Origin of the sequence: Brevundimonas sp. (assembly GCF_030656255.1) — a bacterium.
Classification (GTDB): domain Bacteria; phylum Pseudomonadota; class Alphaproteobacteria; order Caulobacterales; family Caulobacteraceae; genus Brevundimonas.
Genome location: NZ_JAUSOE010000012.1, coordinates 13,729 through 31,423 on the forward strand (window position 1 = coordinate 13,729; position 17,695 = coordinate 31,423).

The window sequence follows — 17,695 nt, forward strand, 5'->3', positions numbered from 1 at the left end:
GCCAAGCTGGGCGACAAGAGGGCGAGCCTGCGTGTCAATCGCATGAGTCTGTGAGACTTTTTCCGCCCACGTCCGGTTCTTAACGGTTTGTAACGGTCTGTCTTCCCAAACTGAGACAGGCAGGTTATAGCCGATGACTTCGCGCCCTGGGGTCTATCGGCGCGATTTTGGGTAAAAAGTTTGGCGCCTCGGGCGTCGCAACACGATGAGACCGATGGCTCAGTTCGACCCACGCCGCCAACCTATGCGTCTCGCACCGCATGTCGTGACCGCCGCCGCCGCCATTTCGGTGGCTCTTCTGGCCGGTCGAGTCTACCAACCCGCTCAGGCGGAAGAAGTTCCCGTAATGTCGTCGGCCCAGATGGCCGCGATGGAAGTCCAGGCCTTCGCCGCCGCCAACGCCCCGGCCGGCATGACCGCCCCGGAAGCCGTCCCCGTTCAGATCCGTCGCGGCGAAACCTTCGAGCAGGCCGTGCGCCGCACCGGCGTCGCGCCGGAAGAAGCCAGCGCCGTCGCCGCCACCGTCGCCAACGCCTTCGATCTCGCCGACCTCCGCGCCGGCCTTCGCTTCGAAACCGCCATCGCCAAACCGCGCGACGGCCGGGGCGACGCCCGCCTGATCGGCCTGACCATGCGTACCGGCCCGGCCAGCCAGCTGACCGTGTCGCGCAGCTTCGACGGCGCCCTTCGCCTGCGTTCGCTGGAAGAAAAGGTGACGCACGAGACCGTGGTCCTGAAGGGCGACGTCGAACGCTCCCTGTCCGCCAGCGCCCGCGAACTGGGGGCCACCGCCTCCATCGTCCGCTCGGCCAGCCGTCTGTTCGCCACCAAGTTCGACATGCAGCGCGACATCCGCGCCTCAGACGAATTCACCATGGTCTTCGACCGCGACGTGACCGAGGCCGGTCGCACCGTGGGCGTGGGCGACCTGATGTACGCCGAACTGCGCGGCGTCACCTTCTATCGATTCAAGCCGGCCGGCGCCAAGGAAGCCCAGTTCTTCGACGCCTCGGGCAAGAACCTGCGTTCGGCCATGATGCGCACCCCGCTGCAGAATTTCCGTCGCGTCTCGTCAGGCTTCGGTTTCCGCACCCATCCGATCTCCGGCTACAAGAAGATGCACCAGGGCATCGACTTCGCGGCCGGAACGGGCACGCCCATCGTCGCCCCCGCCGATGGCGTGGTGGTCGAGGCGCGTCGCTGGGGCGGCTACGGCAACTGGCTGCGCATCCGCCACAACAACGGCCTCGAGAGCGGCTACGGCCACCTGTCGCGCTACGGCTCCGGCATTCGCGCCGGTCAGCGCGTCAGCCAGGGCCAGGTCGTCGCCTATGTCGGTTCGACCGGCGCATCGACCGGCCCCCACCTGCACTATGAACTGTGGCGCAACGGCCGACGGATCAATCCCGCCGGCGTCCGCACCCAGGAAGGCACCGAACTGTCGGGCGCCGACCTCGCCGCCTTCCGCGCCGAAAAAGCCCGCATCGACCGCATCATCGCCTCTGGCGGCCAGAAACGCCCGGCCCTGCAACAGGCCTCCGCCGACGGCCTGCGCCCCGCCCGGGGCTGATCAAACCTGAACGCACGCTTCCAACCCGCGCCTTCGCCGGCGCGGGTTTTCTATTGCATGAACCAGTGAAGTGAAACCGACGACTGCGCTGCAGCGATCGAATTTAGAGATGCGTGTGCGAAAGAGATGGCGCGCCGCTTGGACGAATATGGTGGTCGTCTCGAACGGCGACATGGTCGACCGGTGATAGATCCGCCGGATCATCGCCTCTAGCCCTCCCCCGTCGAGAGAGACAGCAGCCGCACAAGGGAAAAGGGCGGCGAACCCGAAGATCCGCCGCCCCTCGCCTGTCTACTCAGTCGCGGCCTAGAACTTGGCCGTCAGGCCCAGGGTGTAGCGACGCCCCAGAACGTCATAGGTCGACGGATCCGTGCCGGACTGGACCGGGCTGCTGTAGGTCTCCACTTCCTCGTCGAAAGCGTTCTGGATGCCCAGGCGCAGAGAGACCGTTTCGTTGACGTCCCAGCGCCCCGTGAAGTCGAAGTAGTTGGTCGCCTCCGCCTGGTCGGAGCCACCGTTGGCGTCGTCCATCTGGCCGATATAGCGCCAGCGCGTCGTCAGGCCGAAGTCGCCCAAGTTGTAGGTGGCGCTCATCACGGACTTGATCTCCGCGAAGGCCGTGCCGACCCCGCTGTCGATGGTGCCGGCGTATTCGACGAAGTCATCCCCCGGCAGGGCCTGGACCTGGTAAGAGTCCAGATACGACAAGATCAGGTTGAAGCTCAGAGCGCCGACCGGGACGGGCGCCCGGTAGTCGACCTGAAGGTCCACACCCGACGTTTTCAGAGCGGCGAGGTTGGCGTTGGTCGACTGGACGTCGGTGATGGAACCCGAGGAATCCCGAGTAAACGCCTGACAGAAGGTGTTGTCGTTGCTGAAGGTCGGGTTTGCGTCGTTGGCGTTGAAGCAGCGGGAAATGGAGGTCGAGGCGCCGACCGACGAGATGAAGTCGGCGATCTCGATGCTGTACCAGTCGATGGAGCCGGACAGGCCCTCCAGCCAGGGCGACTGGAACTTCGGCGACCAGACGAGGCCGAAGGTGTAGGTGTCGGCCGTTTCTTCCGTCAGATCCGGATTGCCGCCCGAGACGCCTTCCACCTGGCTGTTGGTATAGGTGTAGCTGTCGATAATCTCGGCCGGAATGCCTTGTTCAATACAGAGGGCGCGCACCTGGGCCCCGTTCTCCCCCTGACGATAGGACGAACGAATGTCGCACGGGTCGCCTGAGCTCGAGTCGGCTCCAGGCTGACCGATGGTTGGGAAGCCCTGGTTCTGCTGGCTGAACAGCTCATCGATGTTCGGCGCGCGGACGGCGCGGTTGTAGCCGCCGCGGAACCGCACGGAGTCGATCGGCAGATACTCCAGCGACGCCTTGTAGCTCTGAACGCCGCCGACCGTGCTGTAGTCCGAGTAGCGATAGCCCAGGTCCAGATTCAGGGCCCGAACGAAGGGCAGATCGGCCAACAGAGGCACGGCCAACTCGCCATAGAGTTCGATCGAGTCGATCGACCCCTCCAGAGCCTCCTGAGCGTTGAAGCCGATCACGTCGCCCGAGGCCAGAAGTTCGTCAGGGGTCAGCGTATAGGTCTCGGCGCGATAGATCGCACCCGCCGCGAACCGCAGGTCGCCGGCCGGCAGAGCCGTCAATCGGCCCTGGACGTTGCCCTCGATGATCTGCTGCTCCAGCGACGACTGGTTCTTGGCGGTACGGGAGATGTAGCTCGCGCAGTCCGCCGAAATCGAGTTGTAGCCGAACGGATTGAAGCCGCCGTCACACAGCGAAGCCCCGCCGTCATCCGCGTCCAGAAGCTCCTCCACCGCCGAGCGGGACACATTGCCCGTCTGGGTTTCGGACGTGTCGAGGTGGCCGTACGAGGCATACAGTTCGAACGAGCCTTCGATCGAGTCCAGGGGCCCACGAATGCCGGCCAGACCCTGGAAGATGTTGGTGGCGACGTCCGAGGTCCGCGGCCCCACCTCGGTGAAGCGACGGCTGAAGGTGAAGTCCGCGTCCGGATCAGCCCGGCTGTTGAGAATGGTCTGTAGATCGGTAGGGATGAAGGGGTTGTCGGCCGACACCGTCAGGCCCGTCGCCGGCGTCGGGGCCAGCTCAGTCGCCGAGGAGGTGTTGCTGAAGTTGAACTGGCCGAACGCCTCGATCCGATCGGTCAGATCATAGTTGAAGGACGAATAGGCGGAGAACCGCTCCAGCGGCAGTTGAAGATAGTTGGCCGGGGAGAAGTTGTAGTTCCCGGTGCTGGCGTCCAACTCCGAACCGTCGGCGACATCGACATTCACCGTCGAGCCCGTGGAGGTGTAGCCGAACAGGCTTCCATTCTCGTTGAAGCCGAGGTTGCTGCCCCGCACCACGGTGCCCGCTGCCACGCCGTACTGGGCGAAGACGGAGTCGATGGCGGATTGCGAGGGCAGGTTGGTCGCGCTGACCACATACTTGCCTTCTTCGATCGTTCCCGACCCGGCGGAGTTTTCCGAGAAGTCGCGGTCGCCGGCCATCACGGCCGCCCGGTTCGCGTAGCCGAAGGAGAACACGGCATTGCCGCGGTCGTCGTTGAAGTTGCCGCCGACGGTGAGGTTGGCGCTCCAGGTCTCGCCGTCGCCTTTTTCGGTCAGACCGTATTGGACATCCGTCTCCACGCCTTCGAAATCGTCACGCATGCGGAAGTTGACCACGCCGGCGATGGCGTCCGAACCGTAGATGGCGGAGGCGCCGCCGGTCAGGATCTCGACGCTTTGGACCAGCGCGCTCGGAATGGTGTTCAGGTCGACGACGCCTGTGGCGTTCGACGGCATGGCGCGACGGCCGTTGATCAGCACCAGGGTGCGGGTGGTGCCCAGGCCGCGAAGTTCGACGTTGGCCTGCCCGCCGTTCGATGGGTTATTGGAGGTGTCCGTGACCGAGGCCACGAACTGCGGCAGTTCATTCAGAAGTTTTTCGACCGTGACGGCGCCGTTGTTCTGCAGGGCTTCCTGCCCGACGGTGACGACCGGGCTGCTGGCCACATAGTCTTGACGACGGATGCGCGAGCCGATGACCACGACCTCGTCGACGGAGGCGGCGTCATCTTGTTCAGGCGACGCGGACGCGTCTTGAGCCAGGGTGGGCGTGGCGACGGCAAGTGAGAGCGCGCCCGCGAGGATGGTCGTCGCCAGAAGGCGTCGGCGGCTGTGTTCCGAGATCAAGTTTAAGTCTCCTTTTTTTGGACAAGCGACGATCAGGCCGCCGCCCCTCGGGCGGCGGAATAAGAACGAGCGAGAAATGGTGGTCACTTTCCCCGGCAAGCTGAGGAACGTTAATCAGAACGACGTGCTCAGCAATAGACATTTGCCATTCGGCTGTATTGCCGATGCGGAAGTGTCGTATTATTGACACGACTACGCCACCGGCCAGTCTCTTTATTTGTATCTGATTAAATACATACTTCGTCTTACTCTATCTGTTCTGATACATTAAGTTTCACACATGAAACAGGAAGAGTGTCGGCGGCGGCCTGGGCGATAGCCTGCAAGGGTGCCCCACGCCTCTTCGCGCCCGGGCCGCCAGGCTCCTCTCTCTCGCTCAGGTGTGAAATAGCGCCGGCGCACGCGCCTTCGCTTCCAGCGGTCGCGCGCCCGTCCTGTCTGAGGTCCCGACGCTGAGCATGGCGATCAGACCGACGACCTCAGGCGCGACGTCATGCGGGTGCGGCACGTGCGGATGACCGAAGCCGCGCGCGGTGTCATCAGGGCCTGAAGCCGCCGGGTCTGCGGATCGCCGATCGCGCTCGCGGCCGCCGGAGAAGGACTACTGCAGTTCGGCTAACCGACCTCGTCCAGCCCGGCCGCGTCTAGCGTCGCCGACGGGGTGGGGATGTTCGCGCGCACGCCGCGCGACGGGTCCAGACCGCCCCGGCAAGCCGAAGAAGGCCGAAAGCCTCATCGGATGGATCCATGTGAGCGAGAATGTGTAGCATTGTCGGAAGACGTTTCTGCGGATGGCATTTTCGCTGCATTTTCAACGATGATTGAGAAAATAGCGCACCCGGAGCGATTCGAACGCCCGACCCCAGATTTGGGAACCAGAGAAAATATCATAAATTCAATACTTTATGAACCTACAACTGTAACAACCAGGCCCTCTGCGTCCGCAGACTGTCGAGCTTACAGATCGCGCGGTCTATGGCGCCTTGTCTGCTCGGCGCCACAATGGGAACTAGTCCAGGATCGGACACACGACATTTCGGGGAGCCTTGGCGCGCCCGCCAGCGTCTGCATGGCCAAGGGCCTTCATCGTCCGCAAAGCAACGTCCTCCAGCGACAAGACGGCAGACGCGTTCACCTTCGGCCGATCCATTCAGTCCAGCTTAGTCCGGCATCAGAGCGTGCGGCTGACTCCATGAGGCGCGGGTCCATCCTGCTGCACCGTCCGGTCCCCCTAGGCGCTCTGCTCGCCGGCCGCGGCCTCGGACGTCGAGAACGGGCGGCCTCCTGGCGACACAGGACACGCACCACGTCCCGTCCCATGGCCACCAGGGGCACCCCGGGCATGCCGGCCCATTGCCCATGTAGAAATTCCCCAGTCCCGGAAGCGTCTGCGACAGCCGCCGGCCGAAGAGCAGGCCGCAGGTCATGTCCCCGATCGTGAACGGATAGCCGACCCCGTTACCGGTGATGCGCCGGGTAGTCAGGGGGGGTGGCGACGTCGATGACCTCGATCTGGCCTTCGATGCCGGGAAGTCGCTTGCCGAGTTGGGCGATCACGGTGTCGGCGATCCGGGTCTTGAGGTCGTGATACTGGCCCGGCGAGTCGCCGAGCGCGTCCCAGCTGGCCCAGTCCGTCCCCAGCAGAGGAGGAGGTGTTCATGAGTATCCATTTAGGCCGGAGCACGCCCCATCCTTCGCGTGTCCGACATGGCCCGCAGAGCGAACTACTGCACCGGGGCGCTCGGCTTCGAACACGAGCGACGCAGTTGATCGCCGCGTGCGTGGCATTGAGGCCCTGATCATCTTCCAGAAGCGGTCGGTGCCCGTCCCCTCTGCGGGGGATCAATCTCCACGTCCTCGCAGGAACAGGATCACGGCGCCTCCGACCAATACGAGGCCGGCCAGGCTGGTTGCGTAGGCGGCGGCCACGAAAAAGGGCAGCCAAGGCAGATCGACAGCGCCGAAATTCTTGAACAGCAGCAGTGCGACGCTGCCCATATAGCCGGTGGAATCCGCCACATAGATCAGGAAGCCGGCGGTCGCGACTGTGCCCGAATAGGCGATCATCCGGTCGAACAGCATGGCGTTGAAGGGGGTATAGGAGAGGTATAGGCCCGCACCGGCGGCGATCATCCAGGCGATCGGCGACAGCAGCCCCTGCTGGAAGGCGAAGGTCGAGGCGCCCAGGATGGCGAAACCGGCCAGAATGACGCCGTGCATGAACAGCAGGGCCCGTCCGTTGTTCTTCACCGCGATCAACACACCCATCGCCGCCAGCGACAGGGCCGCCACCGGCCCCTCGCTGGCGGTGAAGACCGAGGCGGCGTCGCCGTAGCCCAGCGCCTGCCAGATTTCGGCGGCGAAGTTGTCGCGCAGGTCGCGGAAGGCCGTCAGCATGACATAGGCGGCGACCAGCAGCACCAGCACCGGCCAGTGCGCGGCCAGGAAGGCGGCGCGTTCCCTGGCCATCATCGGTCGGCGCGCCACGCGCTCGGCCTCGTCTGCTGGACTGGGCGGGGGCAGGGCGGCGAGGGCGAGGACCGAGATGGCCAACAGGGGCATGAAGATCGCCCCGACGGCGGCCGGCATCCAGAACTCGCTGACCTGCCACCCTTCCATCAGCGTCTTTCCGACCGATTTTACGACGCCCGATGACAGGATGAAGCTCGCGCACAGGATCGCGCCCAGAACCTCGCTGGTGCGCCGTCCCTCCATGAAGCCGAACACCAGACCCCAAATCAGACCGAGCGGCAGGCCGTTCAGGAACAGGGCCGCCACGTTCCACGGCGCGGGCGTGACCGCGAACAGAACCAAAGCGATCCAGGAGAATCCGATCAGCAGGACAATGGCGATCGCCCGCCGTTCGGGCCGCATCTCGGAGACCACCTTGACGCCGATCAGCTTGGACAAGGCGTAGCCGAGGACCTGCGCGATCACGAGGGCGATCTTGTAGTCCAGGGCGAAGTCCCAACCGGCCACGGTGTCGAAGGTCGCGGCGGTGAAGGGTTTGCGGAAGGCGTACATCGAAAAATAGGCGCAAAACCCCGCCAAACCCGCGAACGTTACAAAGACAACAGGGTTGGCCTTGGCCAGCCACAGCCGGATCCGGTTCATCATTTGACATCATCCTGTGGCACCGATGTGGTCTAGACCACTGCTGCGACGCTTGGATGACGAGGATGGTGGAATGAGGGGGCGGTACGACGTCGCTGTGGTCGGGGCGGGAATCGTCGGCCTGGCCTGCGCCTTGGCCGCTGCGCGGCGTGGCCTTTCGGTGGTGGTGATCGACCGTGACACCCAGGCGAACGGGGCCTCGATCCGAAACTTCGGCTTCGTCACCGTCACCGGCCAGCCGCGCGGTCTGGTGTGGCGCCGCGCGCGCCGCAGCCGCGCCGTATGGGACGAGATCGCGGCGCAGGCGGGCGTGCCGATCCTGCAACGCGGCCTTTGGCTGCCCGTGCGGCGCCCCGAAGCCGCTGCGGTGCTGGAAGCCTTCATGGCCACCGAGATGGGCGAAGCCTGTCGTCTGATGACGTCGGACGAGGCGCGGGCCCGGTCGCCGGAAACGACCGGGCCTGACACGGTCGCCGCCCTCTGGAGCCCCCATGATCTGCGTGTGGACTCCCGCACGGCCATCCCGCGACTGGCGGCCTGGCTGGAGGAGAGTTTCGAGGTCGCGTTTCTGCGTCAGACTGTCGTCCAGGCGGTCGAGCCGCCGCGCGTCGTCACCGGCCGGGGCGTCGTCGAGGCCACGCGGGTGGTGATCTGTCCCGGCGACGATCTGGTCGGTCTGTTCCCCGATTGCCTGGCTGACGCCGGCCTGATGCGCTGCAAGTTGCAGATGATGCGGCTGGCGTCGCCCGGTTTCGTCCTGCCGGCGCCGGTCATGTCCGATCTCGGCCTGGTTCGCTACGGCGGCTACGCCGACCTGCCGGAGGCCGCCGCCTTGCGCGCGCGGCTGGAGGCGGAGCAGGGCGATGCCCTGGCTCACGGCGTCCACCTGATCGCGGTGCAGGACGCCGACGGCGCCCTGGTCGTGGGCGACAGCCACCATGACGCCGCCACTCCCGATCCCTTCGCCAGCGAGGCGGTCGACCGGCTGATCCTGGACGAGTGGCGCGCCGCCACCGGCCAGCCCGCGCCGCCCGTCCTGCAACGCTGGACGGGGACCTATGCCCGCGGTCCGCACGCCGACCTGATCGCCGCGCCGCACTCCTGTGTGCGGCTTGCCCTCATCACCGCCGGCAACGGCGCCTCGACCGGCTTCGCCTTCGGCGAGGAAGTGATCGCACATCTGTTCGAGGAGACTTCCGAACCATGACCTCTATCCGCGACAGCTTCGACATGGTTGTCTTCGACTGGGCCGGCACAATGGTCGATTTCGGCAGCCGCGCGCCCGTACTGGCGCTGATGGAGGCCTTCGCCGCCTTGGGCGCGCCCGTCACCGAAGAGGAGGCGCGCCGCGACATGGGGCGGGCCAAGGCCGACCACGTCCGCGCCCTGTTCGAACAGCCTCGGGTCAATCAGGCTTGGCAGGTGGCACGGGCAGCCGCGCCGGATCAGCAAGCCGTCGACCAAGTCATGGTCGAACTCCAGGCGCCGATGATCCGTCTGGCCGAGGAGACGGCGGATCTGATCCCCGGCGCCGCGGACGCCGTGGCGGATCTGCGCGGCCTGGGTCTGAAGATCGCCTCCTGCACCGGATACACCCGCGAGATGATGCAGGCGATCTTGCCGCGCGCCGCCGCTCAGGGGTACGCACCCGACCTGGTGGTCTGCGCGCACGAGACGCCGCAGGGTCGGCCCTCGCCGCTGATGATCTACAAGGCCGGCGCCGACCTGGGCGTCTGGCCCCTGTCGCGCGTGGTCAAGGTGGACGATGCGGAGGTGGGCGTCGCCGAGGGGCGCAACGCGGGGTGTTTCACCATAGGCGTGGCCGCCTCCGGCAATATGGTCGGCCTGACCGCGCAGGCCCTGGCTGACCTGAGCTGCGATGATCGCGCGGTTCTGTTGGACGTCGCCGCCGAACGGCTGCGCGACGCCGGCGCCGACCTGGTCATCGACACGGTCGCCGATCTAATCCCCGCCTTGGAAACCGAGGCGGCGCGACGGGCTATCCTGCTCTAACGCACCCGGATATCGACGCTGATTTTCAGGGCGTCATGGCGCCAGTATTCGCGGTCGAACTCGACCACCCGGCCATGGGCGTCATAGCTGGTACGGACCACGTTCAGGCCGGGCAATCCGGACTTGACCTGAAGCGCCTCGGCTTCGCCACGCGTCAGGGCGCAGGGCTGCATGTCCACCCGGTTGCGGGCCACGGCGATATTGTAAGCGGATTTCAGAACGCTGGTCAGCGAGCCGTCCAGCGGGTGGCTGAGCAGATCCGGGGCCATGGCGGCGTCGACGATGATGGTCTCCACCAGCACGGCGCGGCCATCGACGGAGCGGCGTCGGCGAATCCGGTATAGGGGCGCGCCCACCGCCCGGTCGAAGATGGGGGCCAGGGCGGGGGTGCAGGTGATCTCGGTCTTGCTGAGCGTCTCGGTTTCCGGATGTCGGCCCTGGGCCTCGACATAGGACATGAAACCTTCCCAACGCGTCGGGTCATAGACCACGGGCGGAGGCGAGACATACCAGCCGCTGCGGTCCTTGCGATAGATGACCCCCTCGGCCTCCAATTGGAACAGGGCCTCGCGGACCGTACCGCGCGCGACACCGCCGCCGACCTGCAACTGACGTTCTGAGGGCAGGCGCTCGCCCGGCTTCAGCTCTCCACCCGCGATCCGGGCGGCGATGGCGTCGCGCACCCCAAGATAGTGGAGAATGTCCGGCTGCGTCATGGGATCGCTCGATCGACGGTCGATTCCCGCCCCGCCGGAAAATGAGAAGTCGCGTCTGCCGGGTCAAGCGATCGGTATCAGACCACTGACGGTTCAGACATCCGCCGTCCAAGCTTCACGAAAATTTCGCCGAAGCTCGCCTCCATCTGGTCTATACCAAAATTGAAAAGGGGGATTTGATCCATGTCAAATGATCGGCGGTCTTTCCTGCGGGGCGCGCTGGGCGGCGTAGCGGCCGGCGCAGCCTTGAACCTGCTGCCGGCGACGGTGCGCAAGGCCATGGCCATTCCGGCCAACAACGCCACCGGCACCATCATGGACGTCGAGCACGTGGTCATCTTCATGCAGGAGAACCGCGCCTTCGATCACTATCTCGGCGCCCTGAACGGCGTGCGCGGCTTCGGCGATCCCCGCCCGCAACCTCTGCCCGGCGGCGCCACGGTCTGGCGCCAGCCCAGCGATGAACATCCGGACGGTTTTGTCATCCCCTTTCACGGGGATTCGCGCACCACCAACGCCTATACGGTCGATGGATCGGACCAGGGGCATAAGGCCGCCGTCACCATCGTCAACGGCGGCCGCTATGACCAGTGGGGCCATTCAGGCGAGCTGCACAAGCGGATGGCCTATTACAAGGCCTCGGACCTGCCGTTCTACTACGCCCTGGCCAGCGCCTTCACCGTCTGCGACGCCTACCACTGCTCGACCCTGACCCAGACCTATCCGAACCGACTCCATCTCTGGACCGGATGCAACGGCGGCGGAAAGGTCGGCGGCGATCCGGAGATGAGCAACTACGGCGAGGACGAGACGCCCAGCGCCGATATGGCCGAGGACAGGCCGATGGCCCGCGGTTCGCACGAATGGACCACCTACGCCGAACGGCTCCAGGCGGCGGGCGTCAGTTGGAAGGTCTATCAGGAATACGACAATTTCGGCGACAATATCCTGTCGGTGTTCAAGCCGTTCCGGCCGTGCCCCAAGGATTCGCCCCTGTATCAGCGCGGCCGCGCCTGGGTGTCGGAAGACAAGACCGGCGCGGATCGCACCCGCTCGGACGGCGAACAGCTGGTGGAGGCCTTCCGCGCCGACATCGCCGGCGGGCGGCTGCCCCAGGTGTCGTGGATCGTCACGGCGGCGGATCTGTCCGAACATCCTCAAGCCGAGCCGTCAAAGGGCGAGCATGTCTGCGCCAAGCTGATCGAGGCCCTGGTCGATCATCCGGAGGTCTTCTCCAAGACCGTCTTCATCGTCAACTATGACGAGGCCGGGGGCTTCTACGACCATGTCCAGCCGCCCATGCCGCCCCTGACGCCGGACCAGGGGCACAGCACGGTCTCCGTCGCCGGAGAAGCCAAGATCTATGGGCCGGACGCCGATCCAGCCCATCGTGGGGCGCATCCCCTGGGGCTGGGCATTCGGGTGCCCGCCATTGTGGTCTCGCCCTGGAGCCGCGGCGGCTTCGTCTGTTCGGAGGTGTTCGATCACACCTCCACGCTTCAGTTCCTGGAAAAACGCTTCGGCGTCAGGGAAGAGAATATCAGCGACTGGCGTCGGACCGTCTGCGGCGACCTGACCTCCGCCTTCGACTTCGCGCGTCCGAACCAGGACTGGGCGGCCCTGTCCCTGCCGGCCACGGCCGACTACATGCAGCGCGTCGCCCGTTCCAAGGCTGCGCCCAGCCTGCGGATTCCGGAGCGCCAGACGCCGGCCTTCCAGGACGGACCGCAGCGTGGTGCGCGCGCCTTGCCCTATGACCTGGCCGCCACGGCCCGCGTCGTGGACGGGGCGGTCATGATTGATCTGGTCAATAGCGGGCGGACTGGCGCGGTCTTCCAGGTGTTCGACAACAGCGACCGAGCGGGGCCCTGGCGCTTCACCTTGGGATCGGGTGAAGCCTATACAGCTGGACATTGGAACGACGGCCGGCCCGACGTCTATGATCTGACGGTTCACGGTCCCAACGGCTTCTATCGTCGGTTCGCCGGCGACGCCGCGCACCCCCAGCCCCAGGTGACGATCTCCACCGACGCCAAGGGTCTTCTGACGGTCGGGCTGACCGGTGCGCAGGAGGGGACGGCCCAGGCGGTGCTGGACATGGACGCCGCCTATCCCCTGTCCGAAGGTGAGGCGCGCCGCCGCTTGACCCTTCGTCCCGGGACGGAGGCGCGTTCGGTCTGGGATCTGCGCGGCAGCGACCATTGGTACGATCTGACCGTGACCCTGGCCGACGATCCGACCTTCATTCAGCGCCTGGCCGGTCATGTGGAGACCGGTCGTCCCAGCCGCACGGACCCCGCCATCGGACGCATGCGCCTGTGACCGACGCCATGGCCGCTCGCCCGATTTCGACCCCGCTTACAGACGGACTTTCGATGACTTCTCCTGTGGATGCCGACGCCTTCTTCACCGAACTGTCGGACCTGTTCAGCCGACTGGGTGCGCTGCATTACGGCGAAGACGTCAGTCAACTGGAGCATGCCCTTCAGACCGCGCATCATGCGCGCGTCGATGGGGCGCCGCCGGCCCTGGTGGCGGCGGCCCTGCTGCACGATGTCGGCCATATGATGCAGAAGGCCGGCGAGGACGCCGCCGATCGCGGCATCGACACCCGCCACGAACATATCAGCGCCGGCTATCTGTCGCGCGCCTTCGGCCCCGAAGTGACCGAGCCGGTCCGGCTGCACGTCGCGGCCAAACGGTGTCTGGCGACCACTGCGCCGGGCTATGTCGATCGCCTCAGCGCCGCCTCGCTCCAGAGCCTGGCCCTGCAGGGCGGGCCGATGAGCCCGGCCGAGGTCGAAGAATTCATGGCCTCGCCGGCGGCCGAAGCCGCCCTTCGGCTGCGCCGCTACGACGAACTGGGCAAGGCCCAGGGCGTCGAGGTCGCCGGCTTCGAGGCCTATCGCGAGCTTCTCTGCGACCTGATCAACCGCAGGGCTGAAACCTAGTTTTCATTTCAACTATGGGGGTTGTTGAATGAGTAAGCGTTTCCATCGTCGCCGGTCCGGATAGCCGGGCCAGCGAGAGAATGACCGACGTCGCCTGAAGCGACGTCGCTACAGCCGAACACGATCGGCCGGGGGGCCAACAGGGTGATCGCCACCGACGGGGCGCGCACGTGCGTCGCTGATCGCTGACGGCTGCCTCGCGCCGACCCTGATCAGTCGAACCGAAATCACATCAGGATCAATGGAGACAGTCATGTCGCGTCATGTCATCGCCCGCGCGCGGGCCGCTCATCGTCAAACCTTCACCGGCGCCGATTTGCGCACGGTGCTTCTGGCGGGTTCCGCCGTTCTTGCGGCCTCGTCCGCCCACGCTCAGACGGTTCAGTCACAAGCCACAGCTGCGGCCGAGGTGGACGAGGTCGTCGTCACGGGTCAGCGTCTCAGCACCGCCAACGCCATCGAGGCCCAACGCCGGTCGGGCGTGGTCTCCAGCGTGATCTCGTCCGATGACCTGGGCAAACTGCCCGACGCCAACGTCGCCGACGCCCTGGCGCGCGCGCCGGGCATCAATGTGGTGGTGAACCAGGAAACGGGCGAGGGCGAATATGTCTCGGTCCGGGGTCTGGCCGGCACCTTCAACGCCTATTCGATCAACGGCGTCCGCGTCGCCCTGACCGACCCCGACAGCCGCAAGATGTCGATGACGGTCCTGCCGCCCAACGGCCTGAAGAGCATCACCGTCTCCAAGACGCTGACGCCCGACATGGACGGGGACGCCATCGGCGGCTCGGTCAACTTCCAGACCCCGACGGCCTTCGACTTCACCAAGCCGGTGGCGCGCGCCTTCCTCAGCTACGGGATCAATGACCGGGCGCAGGAACAGGGCGAGGAAGACGGTTCGGGCCAGATCCAAATGGACTTCGCCAGCCGCCTGTCCTCCGACAGCCGATTCGGCGCCTTCGTCTCGTTCAACTACGGCAAGAGCAATAGCCTGAACGAAGAAACCGAAAACGACGGCGAGTGGGAGCCCTACCGCTGGCGCAAGGATAGTGAAGAAGCGATAGACGAGCGCTCGATGTACCTTCCGGGCATCGACCTCGACTACCGGCGTATCGAACAGGAGCGTTTCGGCGGAAACTTCTCGCTGGATTATCGCGGAGACACGAACGACTTCTATCTCCGCGGCCAGTACAGCCGTCTGGAGCGGACCGGCACCAACGACTACACCGATTTCCGCAGCAGAAAGACCAAGCGCCTTCAGCAAGTCGATGTGGAAAACTCAAGCCTGATCCAGCCGGACGACGCCGTCGTCGGATTCGGCGCCAAGGGCCGCATCTACAGCTACACCGTCGCTCAGATGAAAGACTTCGACGCCGACGGCCTGATCACCGACGCCGACCGCCAGAGCAGTTCGTCCTACTGGTCATTGTTTGGTCGGTCCGGTGTTTGGCAGCCTGAGACCTTCCAGTTCGCCCGCACCTTCCAGACCCTGGACCAGACCTCGACCCTGGGCACGATCAACCTGGGCGGCCAAAGCCGTCTGAACCGCCTGACCCTGGACTATGATCTGAGCTACAGCGCCGGCGAGAAGGGCGGCCCGGACAGTTTCTCGGTCACCTACAACTGCGACGCCTGTTCGGCGCCGTTCAATCAGACGGGTCTGCTGTGGTCGTCCTACGATCCGCGCTTCCCGATGCCGCAACTGCCGGCCTTCGCCCAGAACGCGCAGAACGATCCCAACCTGTTGCCCTATGACGGCGGCGGCCGCAGCCGCGACAAACAGACCGACGCGCGCACGGCGTTCAAGTTCGACGCCGTCTATGAGATGGAAGGCCTCGTCCGTCACCTGAAGGCGGGCGTGAAGATCCTCCGGTCTGAACGCGAATATGACGCCACGCCGATCTGGGGCGGTTCGTTCGACAACACGCCTCTGGAGGGCAAGAGCCTGGGTCAGTCGGGCCTGATTGATCGCGAGGTCGGCTCCGTTCTGAATGGCCGCTATTACTATGGCGCCATCCTGAACCGGGACAAGGTGATCGCCGCCATCGAGGCCGCCCAGAAGGCCAATCCGGTCAACTATTCCTACGCTGATCTGAACTCGAGCGATAAGAGCGGCGAAGAGACCATCTACGCCGGTTACGGTCTGGCCAGCTTCCAGTTCAACGCTCTGGACGTGGTCGCCGGCCTGCGGGTGGAACATACCGAAGTCACCAACACCAACTGGATCGAGGACGACGCCCAGACCGGCTTCGGCGACACCGACAGCAACTACACGAACGTCCTGCCCAGCGTGACGGCCATCTACCGTCCGTCGGACAACTTCGTCTATCGCGGCGCGATCTGGACCAGCTTCTCCCGGCCGGAGTTCAGCAATATCTCGCGCGGCGTGAGCGTCAGCCGGGCGTCGCCGCGTCCCGGCCAGACCCTGGGCGACATCGTCTCGATCAGCCGGGGCAATCCCGACCTGAAACCGGCCGAGGCCCTGAATCTGGACGTTTCGGCCGAATATTACCCGGACCGTTCCAGCCTGGTCTCCATCGGCGTCTTCCACAAGAAGATCGACCACTTCATCTTCACCAACGGCAGCGCGGTCGACGCCGACACCCAGGAAGGCACGATCACCATCAGCCAACCCAAGAACGGTGAAACGGCCAAGATCACGGGCGTCGAACTGAACCTGATCAAGTCGTTCGAGGGCATGGACGCGCCCTTCGACGGCTTCGGCGTCGAGGCTAACCTGACCCGTCAGGTCAGCGAGGCCGAAACCGGTCTGGACTACCGCAAGGGCCGGTCGATCTCCTTCATCCAGGCGCCGGACCTGATCTACAACGCCTCTCTGACCTATCAGAAATACGGCTTCGAAGCCCGCCTGTCTTACCAGTACCAAGGCGCCTATATCGAAGACCTGCGCGACAACGCCGTGGATAAATGGGTCCAACCGAACAAGAGCCTGGACTTCCACTCGCGCTACAACTTCCGCCCCGGTCTGACGATGGACTTTGACGTCCAGAACATCCTGGACGGCCATCGCTACTACACCACCAAGGGCGAGAGCCCCTCGTACCAGAAAGACTATATGGAGCCGGGTCGGAACTTCCTGGTCCGCTTGGCCTACTCCTACTGATCCGAAGATGAAGCGCCGGCCCGCCCCCGATCCTGCGATCGGGGGCGGGCTAGGCAGCCGCCGGCGACCAGGTTTTCATCCGACGAATGCGCTGGAGCCCTGGCTCCGCGCGCGCGATTCAGTTGGCGACCAAGATGTCGGTGCGGCTTTCCCGCGCGGCGGCTTCGATGGCGGGAGGGGCCGGACGGTCGGTGACGATCAGATCCACCTGAGACCACTCCGCCGCAATGCTCCGGCCGGGCGCTTCGAACTTCGAGGCGTCGGCGAGGCAGATCGTCCTGCGGGCGTTCGGCAGGACTGCTCGCGCAAACTCAGCCTCTTCCGGTTCGTGGTCCAGAAAGCCCCGCGCGGCGTCTATGGCGACGATGGAGAAGACGGCGAGATCGGGCACGAACCGGTTGGCGTATGCCGCCGCCTCGGCGCCAAAGGCCGCGCGATAGGTCGTGTTGACCGCGCCGCCCGCCAGGAACAGTCGCGCCTCCGACGTCGCCGCCAGTTCGCTGGCGGTTTCAAGGCTGTTGGTGACCACGGTCAGGTTGCGCATCGATGCGATCTCGCGCGCCATCCAGAAGGCCGTCGTGCTGGAATCCAGCAGCAGGGTCATGCCCGGCTCGACAAGGTTCGCCGCGCAGGCCGCGATCCGCTTCTTGGCCTCCGCATTGACATTGAGCCGCTGGCGCCAGGGCGCCTCGGCGCGCCGGTCGCGCAGGCGGACGCCACCGTGCACCTTCCGCACCGCACCGTCCAGTTCCAGGCGCCGTATGTCTCGACGCACGGTTTCTTCCGAGACGGCGAAGGCCGTCGCCAGGTCGGCGATCGTGCAGGATCCCTGATCAGACAGGGCCGAAAGAATGGCGTCGAGCCTGGCCGTCTGATTCAACCTATCCCCCTTTAATGCACCACTATGTGGCATGTGGCGCTCTTCGTCGTCAAAAGCCACACGAAAACACAAAATGCCACAATAGTTCACATCCGTGTCATAGGGATGGCGTAGATCGTCCACTGA

The 17,695-nt window shown here is 65.2% G+C and carries 10 protein-coding genes; 6 read left to right on the top strand and 4 right to left on the bottom strand.

All coding sequences use genetic code 11. The features are described from left to right. Positions 1-214: 214 nt before the first annotated feature. The gene (locus Q7J26_RS00630; RefSeq protein ID WP_304934599.1) at positions 215-1,570 is read left to right on the top strand and encodes a M23 family metallopeptidase; all 1,356 of its coding nucleotides are present in this window, start codon (positions 215-217) and stop codon (positions 1,568-1,570) included. 306 nt (positions 1,571-1,876) lie between these two features. Here the strand turns inward: Q7J26_RS00630 and Q7J26_RS00635 are convergent, their stop codons facing one another. After that, positions 1,877-4,771 (bottom strand): TonB-dependent receptor domain-containing protein, encoded by a 2,895-nt coding sequence (locus Q7J26_RS00635; RefSeq protein ID WP_304934600.1) that lies wholly within the window; start codon positions 4,769-4,771, stop codon positions 1,877-1,879. Between the two features lie 1,842 nt (positions 4,772-6,613). Next, positions 6,614-7,885: a DUF5690 family protein gene (locus Q7J26_RS00640; protein WP_370651886.1), complete on the bottom strand. Its 1,272-nt coding sequence runs from the start codon at positions 7,883-7,885 to the stop codon at positions 6,614-6,616. Between the two features lie 73 nt (positions 7,886-7,958). Between Q7J26_RS00640 and Q7J26_RS00645 the strand changes: the two genes are divergently transcribed. After that, positions 7,959-9,092 (top strand): TIGR03364 family FAD-dependent oxidoreductase, encoded by a 1,134-nt coding sequence (locus Q7J26_RS00645; protein ID WP_304934602.1) that lies wholly within the window; start codon positions 7,959-7,961, stop codon positions 9,090-9,092. Next, a complete protein-coding gene (phnX, locus tag Q7J26_RS00650; protein WP_304934603.1) occupies positions 9,089-9,898 on the top strand; it encodes a phosphonoacetaldehyde hydrolase in 810 nt (269 codons plus the stop codon). The genes Q7J26_RS00645 and phnX overlap by 4 nt, the downstream gene beginning before the upstream one ends. Here the strand turns inward: phnX and Q7J26_RS00655 are convergent. Continuing rightward, entirely contained in the window at positions 9,895-10,614 is a 720-nt protein-coding gene (locus Q7J26_RS00655) for a UTRA domain-containing protein (RefSeq protein WP_304934604.1), read from the bottom strand. The two genes, phnX and Q7J26_RS00655, sit on opposite strands and share 4 nt — an antisense overlap. Before the next feature lie 183 nt (positions 10,615-10,797). Here Q7J26_RS00655 and Q7J26_RS00660 point away from each other — a divergent pair, with 183 nt between their 5' ends. From Q7J26_RS00660 to Q7J26_RS00670, 3 genes are all read left to right on the top strand, one after another. After that, the gene (locus Q7J26_RS00660) at positions 10,798-12,936 is read left to right on the top strand and encodes a phosphocholine-specific phospholipase C (RefSeq protein ID WP_304934605.1); all 2,139 of its coding nucleotides are present in this window, start codon (positions 10,798-10,800) and stop codon (positions 12,934-12,936) included. A gap of 53 nt (positions 12,937-12,989) precedes the next feature. After that, positions 12,990-13,565: an HD domain-containing protein gene (locus Q7J26_RS00665; protein WP_304934606.1), complete on the top strand. Its 576-nt coding sequence runs from the start codon at positions 12,990-12,992 to the stop codon at positions 13,563-13,565. 253 nt (positions 13,566-13,818) lie between these two features. Next, positions 13,819-16,689, top strand: a complete 2,871-nt coding sequence (locus Q7J26_RS00670; protein ID WP_304934607.1) for a TonB-dependent receptor — start codon at positions 13,819-13,821, stop codon at positions 16,687-16,689. Positions 16,690-16,807: 118 nt separating this feature from the next. On the opposite strand, the gene Q7J26_RS00675 is transcribed toward Q7J26_RS00670, so the two are convergent. Further along, positions 16,808-17,569: a DeoR/GlpR family DNA-binding transcription regulator gene (locus Q7J26_RS00675; protein WP_304934608.1), complete on the bottom strand. Its 762-nt coding sequence runs from the start codon at positions 17,567-17,569 to the stop codon at positions 16,808-16,810. Positions 17,570-17,695: the final 126 nt, after the last annotated feature.

Coding starts and splice junctions, on each gene's coding strand:
- phnX (WP_304934603.1), top strand. CDS start 9,089: ATGACCTCTATCCGCGACAGCTTCGACATGGTTGTCTTCGACTGGGCC.
- Q7J26_RS00645 (WP_304934602.1), top strand. CDS start 7,959: ATGAGGGGGCGGTACGACGTCGCTGTGGTCGGGGCGGGAATCGTCGGC.
- Q7J26_RS00630 (WP_304934599.1), top strand. CDS start 215: ATGGCTCAGTTCGACCCACGCCGCCAACCTATGCGTCTCGCACCGCAT.
- Q7J26_RS00665 (WP_304934606.1), top strand. CDS start 12,990: ATGACTTCTCCTGTGGATGCCGACGCCTTCTTCACCGAACTGTCGGAC.
- Q7J26_RS00640 (WP_370651886.1), bottom strand. CDS start 7,885: ATGAACCGGATCCGGCTGTGGCTGGCCAAGGCCAACCCTGTTGTCTTT.
- Q7J26_RS00655 (WP_304934604.1), bottom strand. CDS start 10,614: ATGACGCAGCCGGACATTCTCCACTATCTTGGGGTGCGCGACGCCATC.
- Q7J26_RS00660 (WP_304934605.1), top strand. CDS start 10,798: ATGTCAAATGATCGGCGGTCTTTCCTGCGGGGCGCGCTGGGCGGCGTA.
- Q7J26_RS00670 (WP_304934607.1), top strand. CDS start 13,819: ATGTCGCGTCATGTCATCGCCCGCGCGCGGGCCGCTCATCGTCAAACC.